Source organism: Streptomyces sp. (genome assembly GCF_031178505.1).
Classification (GTDB): domain Bacteria; phylum Actinomycetota; class Actinomycetes; order Streptomycetales; family Streptomycetaceae; genus Streptomyces; species Streptomyces gulbargensis.
In genome coordinates this window covers 1-4,269 of the sequence record NZ_JAPSIW010000611.1, presented here as the reverse complement: position 1 = coordinate 4,269, position 4,269 = coordinate 1, and the positions used below count along the sequence as shown (strand labels likewise).

General features: G+C 79.4%; 3 protein-coding genes. All 3 read left to right on the top strand.

Features of this window, described 5'->3' with window-relative positions:
• Positions 1-105 precede the first annotated feature (105 nt).
• Positions 106-1,794 (top strand): glycosyltransferase, encoded by a 1,689-nt coding sequence (locus RIF68_RS28920; RefSeq protein WP_309054239.1) that lies wholly within the window; start codon positions 106-108, stop codon positions 1,792-1,794.
• 1,045 nt (positions 1,795-2,839) lie between these two features.
• A complete protein-coding gene (locus tag RIF68_RS28915) occupies positions 2,840-3,835 on the top strand; it encodes a hypothetical protein (protein WP_375165752.1) in 996 nt (331 codons plus the stop codon).
• A 124-nt stretch (positions 3,836-3,959) separates the two neighbouring features.
• Positions 3,960-4,269: NAD-dependent epimerase/dehydratase family protein (locus tag RIF68_RS28910; protein WP_309054238.1), on the top strand; the 310-nt coding region annotated here is incomplete at its 3' end.

The window sequence follows — 4,269 nt, the reverse complement described above, 5'->3', positions numbered from 1 at the left end:
CCCCCCACCACCGGTTTCTCCGCTTACGTTCTTCCCGCTGCGGGAGTCAGCCGCGCACCACCGGGCCGCGGTGGGCGCCGTCAACGGAGAAACGGGGGTGCGCTCGTGCGGATCGGACTGATCACGGAAGGTGGCGCCCCGTGTGCGACGGGTGACGCGGGCGCCGCGGCCGACGCGTCCGGCTGGTGCGACCGGCTCGTCCGCGGTCTCGACCAGCACCGCTTCGACCTCTACGCCCTCGGGACCGCCCCCGCCGCGCCCCTCCCGCCGCACGCCCGCCTCGTCCGCGCGGCGGCCCCCGGCGAAAACTCCGGCGACCGCGCCGCACCCGGCCGCTCCCTGCGCCGGGCCTTCGGCCGCCGCGACCGCGGACGCTTCCTGGAGGCCTTCGCCGCCCTCGCCGAAGGCCTCTGCGCCCAGGACCCGCCAACGGACGGCGCCGAGGGGACGTACGACGACGGTACGGGACCGGCCGGGGGCCCGCGGGAGCTGTTCGCCGCCGGGCTGTACGCGCTCGCCGATCTGGCACGCGAGGGCGGCGGGCTGCCGGGCGCGCTGCGTTCCGACGAGGCCGTGCGCGTCCTCGAAGCCGCCTGCCGCGCGCCCGGCGCACGCCGGGGCGCAGCGGGCGCGGGCCTGCGCGACCACCTCGCACTCGCCGAGGAACTGGAGCGGACCCTGCGCCCCCTCTCCCTCGACTGGTACGGCGAGGACGCGCTCGGCGCCGCCGACCTCTGCCACGCGGCCGGCGGCGGCCCCGTCGCCCTCCCCGGCCTCCTCGCCGCCCGGTTCCACGGCACCCCGCTGCTCGTCACCGAGTACGGCGTCCGGCTCCGCGCCCACTACCTCGCCGCGGACGGCACGGAACGGTCCGGCGCCCTGCGCACCCTCCTCGCCGCGCTGCACGGCCGGCTCACCGCCGAGATCTACCGGCAGGCCGCGCTCCTCACCCCCGGCGACACCCACGCGCGCCGCTGGTACGAGCGGTGCGGCGCCGACCGCGCCCGGATCCGCACCGTCCACCCCGGCATGCCGGCCGAGCGCTACGCCGAGGCCGGCGAGAACGAGGAGAGCGGTGACCCGGCCACCCTCGTCTGGATCGGCCGGGTCGAGCCCGCCAAGGACCTGATCGGCCTCCTCCACGCCTTCGCCGAGATCCGCGCCCGGCAGCCCGGCGCCCGGCTGAGGATCGTGGCCGCTCCGGTCCGGGAACCGGAGGCCGAGGCGTACCTCCTGCACTGCAAGGGACTCGCTGCCCACCTCTTTCCCGACGAGGCCGCCGATCCGCACGCCGTGGGCGAGAACCCCGTCTCCTTCGAGGAACTCGGCGGACCGGAGGCGCCTACACCGGAGGACGTCCACGCCTCGGGCGCGGTGACCGTGCTCTCCAGCGTCGCCGAGGGCTTCCCGACCACCCTGGTCGAGGCGATGTTCTGCGCCCGCGCGACGGTCTCCACGGATGTCGGCGCGGTCGTCGAGGTCATCGGCGGCACCGGGCTCGTCGTGCCCCCGCGCAATCCGCGGGCGCTCGCCGACGCGTGCCTCGCGCTGTTGCGCGACCCCGGGCGCCGCCACCGTCTGGGCGCCGCCGCGCGCGCCCGCGCGCTCGAACTCTTCACCGTCGAACAGAACCTCGCCGCGTTCCGCGGCATCTACCTCGAACTGCTCTCCCGCGCGCCCGTGCGCCACCGCGCCGGCGCCGACGTGCCCTTCGCCCACCCGGCCGAAGCCCATGTGCCGGGCAGCTGGGCCCCCCAGGCCGTCACCGCGGGCACAGGAGCCCCCGATGCCTGAAGGAGGCACCCCGATGCGCGGCCCCGCCGCCCCCACGAGCTCCGGAGCCTGGGACGCCCGCTCCGAAGCCCTCCTCGGCGCCCCGGCCCTCACCCCGGCCACCGCCGAGCCCCCCGCCAACGACCCCGACGGAATAGCCCCGGCGGCCTCGCCCGCCGCCCCCCACCGCCCGCACCACCCCGGACCCCCCGCCGGTCACGGTCACGGTCCCGCCCCGGGCGGGCGGCGTGCGGAGAGCCCCTGGTTCACCCCGGGCCGGACGGCCCCCGCGCCGGGAGACACCCCGGCCGGCCGGGGTCCGGAGAGCGCCCACGCCACCCCGCCCCGCCCGGTCGCCGCACCCGCCCACCCGGCGGGTGACACCCCCACCGGGCCCGCGCCCGAGCCGGCGCCCGGGACTCCGTGGCCCTCGGCCGCCTCCACCGGGCCCGCGCCCGTGCCGGCGCCCGGGACTCCGTGGCCCTCGGCCGCCTCCACCGGGCCCGCGTCCGAGCCGGCGCCCGGGTCTCCGTGGCCCTCGGCCGCCTCCACCGGGCCCGCGCCCGTGCCGGCGCCCGGGACTCCGTGGCCCTCGGTCACCCCCGACGCACCTGAAGTCCCTGCCGCAGCCGCGGGGCCGACCGTGCCCGTCGGGCAGACCGGTCCGACCACCGACCCGGTCACCCGCCCCGGGACCGTCACCCCGGCCGCCCCCGGCCCCGCCGAAGGCGTGACATCGACACGCGCCCCGGCCGCCGGAGGCGAGACCGCGGCTTCCGCCACCGACGAGACCCCGCCCGGCCCCGGCGCCGACAGGGCCGGACGGGCCTCCACCTCCGTGGCCGCAGGGGCCGTCGCGCCCGCGGTGCCGGTTCCCGCGGCCGTCCCGGCCGAACTCCCCGCCAGACCCGTTCCGGGGACGGCACGGGCCGGCGCGTCCCCGGTGGCTTCCGGCACCGGGGCCCCGGCGGCCGTCCCGGCCGGAACCGCCGGGCGGGGCACGCGTCCCGCCCCGCCCGCCCCCGCGCGGGCACGCCGCGCCGGCGGCGATCCCGTCAAAGTGCTGATGCACCGACACCGGGAGCTGTGCGAGCGGGCCGTGGATCCGCTGGAGATCGCGGCGGGGCTCGAAGCGGAGGGCTTCACGGACCGGACCGCCGCCCGCTACCGGCACCGGGACGTGTTCTCACTCGCCGAGGAGCTGTACGCGCGCGTGCCCCGAGGCGGCGCGACCGTCCCGCCCGCCGGGCCCGCGCCCGGCGCCCGTACCCCCTGGGTCCTCGCCGCGCTCGCTCCCGGAGGCGTCGCCGCGCTCACCGGCCTCGCGCTCGGGCTCACCGAGGGAACCGCCCGCCTCGCCACGGCCTCCGCCGGGGCGCTCGCGCTGGCCGTGGCGGTGTCGGCGGCCGTCCGGCGCGGTCCGCTCCGGGCGGAGGGGCGCACCGGGCCGGCGGCCTCCCTCTGGACCCTCTGGCTCGTGGCCTACGCGGCCGGCGGGGACGGACTCCTCGCGGAGGTGCTCACCGGCGGCCCCGACGGCACCTGGCCCGTCACCACCGCGCCACTGCTCGGGCTCGCCCTCTCCGTCGCGCCCGCCGCCTGGTGCGCGTACCTCTTCGCCACCGTGGCCCGCCGCCGGCTCGCCGACAGCCGCGGCGTCGCCGACTTCGCCGCCGCCACCCGCCTGCTCCTCCTCCGCACCGTCGCCCTCCACCTCCTCGCCCTGACCGCCCTGCTGGTCCTCACCGGCTTCGCCCCCGGCGCCCTCGCCCTCGGAGCGCTCCTGTTCCTCGCCCGACTCCTCACCGTCCACGGCTCCGCGGAGGCAGCCGCCTCCGCCCTCGCCGCCGCGGGTGCCGCCGAGGCGCTCGCCGTCGCGAGCGTCCTGGCGGCCCGGCTGCCCCTGCCCGGCTTCGACGCGCTCGCCGTCCCCGTGCGGGCCGTCACCGACACGTGGGGCCCCGGAGCCGTACCCGTCCTCGTCTGCGGCGCCGCCGCGCTCGGCCTGCTGGCCCACGCGACCGGCGCCCTCTCCCGGGCCTCGGCCCACACCACCCCCTGACCCCGGCGCACCCGCGGAGCCGACGCCGCGGGCGCGGCCCGGCCCTCCCTCACCCCGCAAGGAGACCGAAGATCATGACCCGTCAACCCCCAGCACCGGCCGGTCGGCACGAGGGGGCCGCACGATGAGGGTGCTACTGCTCGGAGCCAACGGCTTCATCGGCCGCTTCGTCGCCGACCGCCTGCTGGCCGACCCCGCCGTCCACCTGACCGCCCTCGGCCGCGGAGACGACGCCGACGTCCGCTTCGACCTCGCCAGCGGCAGTCCCGGCGCGCTGACCCGGTTCCTCGACGCCGTCCACCCGGGCGTCGTCGTCAACTGCGCGGGCGCCACCCGCGGCGGCGCCCGCGACCTGACCCGGCACAACACCGTCGCCGTCGCCACCGTCTGCGAGGCCCTGCGCCGCAGCGGCTGCGGCGCCCGCCTCGTGCAGG

Coding starts and splice junctions, on each gene's coding strand:
- RIF68_RS28915 (WP_375165752.1), top strand. CDS start 2,840: ATGCACCGACACCGGGAGCTGTGCGAGCGGGCCGTGGATCCGCTGGAG.